The organism is Actinoplanes sp. DH11 (genome assembly GCF_020873875.1).
Classification (GTDB): domain Bacteria; phylum Actinomycetota; class Actinomycetes; order Mycobacteriales; family Micromonosporaceae; genus Actinoplanes.
In genome coordinates, this window is sequence record NZ_JAHWGU010000208.1 from 1 (window position 1) to 284 (window position 284).

The window sequence follows — 284 nt, forward strand, 5'->3', positions numbered from 1 at the left end:
CCCGAAGCCGGTGGCCTAACCCCTTGTGGGAGGGAGCCGTCGAAGGTGGGGCTGGCGATTGGGACGAAGTCGTAACAAGGTAGCCGTACCGGAAGGTGCGGCTGGATCACCTCCTTTCTAAGGAGCATTCTTCTGCGGAAACGTGGACAGAAATCCTGCATCGACCGAATGTGTTGGTGAGGAGCTCATAGGCGGAGACACTGGCTAATTGGATCTGGCAACGGCCGGCTTCCTAGTACAGCTGCTTCGGTGGCGTGGAACGGGTGTTGGTGCGGCTGGAATCC

Annotated in this window: 1 rRNA gene; it reads left to right on the plus strand. The window is 59.2% G+C overall.

Annotated elements, in window-relative coordinates:
• A 16S ribosomal RNA gene (locus tag LPA41_RS41460) occupies nt 1-117 on the plus strand; the annotation flags it as partial.
• Nucleotides 118-284 lie beyond the last annotated feature (167 nt).